1 protein-coding gene is annotated in these 1,326 nt (G+C 79.9%); it reads right to left on the bottom strand.

What is annotated here, in order from left to right; all coding sequences use genetic code 11:
- Positions 1 to 33: 33 nt before the first annotated feature.
- The coding region (locus ACOV8S_RS17530) for an amidohydrolase family protein (protein WP_448318695.1) at positions 34 to 1,326 on the bottom strand (1,293 nt) is incomplete at its 5' end.

Raw genomic sequence — 1,326 nt, 5'->3', positions numbered from 1 at the left:
GCCCGTGGCCGCCCGGCGGCGCCCCCGCTCCCCTCAGGGATGCCGTGCCTGGCGCGGGAGTTCGGGTCCCGCGCCCGCGCCGCCGAGGTCGCAGTACTCGCGGACCGCGCTGGTCCGGGAGACCACCCGCCCGGCGTGGATCACGAGGCGGCTGTAAGCCAGCGACAGCGCCCCGGCCAGCCGGTCCCCGCGGACGGCGATCAGGTCGGCGGGGAACCCCGCCTCGACCCGTACCGGAGGCAGCCCCAGCACCGAGCGGGCGGCCGCGCTCACCGTCCCGTAGGCGTCCTCCACCGGCAGCGCGTCCTGCGAGGCCAGCAGGTAGGCGGCCTCCAGCGGATCGCCGCGGCCCACCGGGTTCGACAGGTCGCGCAGCGACCCGCTTCCCGCGGCGACCCGCACACCGGCGGCGCGCAGCAGCCGCACGGGGGCGGAGCCACGGCGGTCGGCGCCCGCGCAGCCGCCCTGCGGGAGGCAGACGACGCCCACGCCGGCCGCCGCGAGCTGGTCGGCGCAACGTGAGGCCACGTCGGTGGGCAGCAGCCCCAGCCCGCCCAGCGGGCCGAGCGTCACCCCGCCGCGCAGCCCGCCCGCCATGGCGGCCAGGCGGCACAGGCGGGCCGGGTCGGTGCCGTCGGTGTGCAGGTCGACCGCGCAGCCGTGGGCCGAGGCGAGGTCCAGCACCGCCTCCACGTAGCCGGTGGGGTCCGGATCGCCGTCCGGGCAGCCGCCGACGACCGTCGCGCCCATCCCGACCGCGTCCCGCAGCAGGGCCAGCCCGTCGGCCCCGGCGGCACCCGTGAGCAGTCGGGGCATCGCGACGACCGCGAGGTCGACCAGGTCGCGCACCACGCCGCGCACCCGCAGCACCGCCTCCAGGGCGCCGAGGCCCTGGACGTCGCCGACGCGGACGTGGGAGCGGATCGCGGTGGCGCCGTGGCCGAGCTGGGCGAGGACCGCCTCGGTGGCCCGGCGCTGGACGTCCTGCGGATCGCCCGGCGCGGGCCCGTCCGACTCGGCGGTGAGCGCCGTGTCGGCGTGCGCGTGCGGTTCCACGGGAGCGGGGAGGAGCAGGTAGCCCTCCAGGTTGACGCGCGCGGGCGCCGCGCTCGGACCCGGACCCGGACCCGTGCCGGCCCCTCCGCCCGCGTCCGCCGCGGCGGCGCAGGCGGGCGAGGGGAGGGAGGCGTTGGCCGGGTGCGCCGGACCGGGGACTACCGGGTCGCCGGCCAGACTGCCCGCCGTGCCGACGGCTTCGATCCGCCCGCCGCCCAGCCGGACGTCCACCGTGCGGCCGTCGGTCAGGCGGGCGCCGCAGAGCAGGAG

It is taken from the genome of Streptomyces sp. CO7 (assembly GCF_053474865.1).
This window is presented reverse-complemented; position numbering and strand designations above follow the sequence as displayed.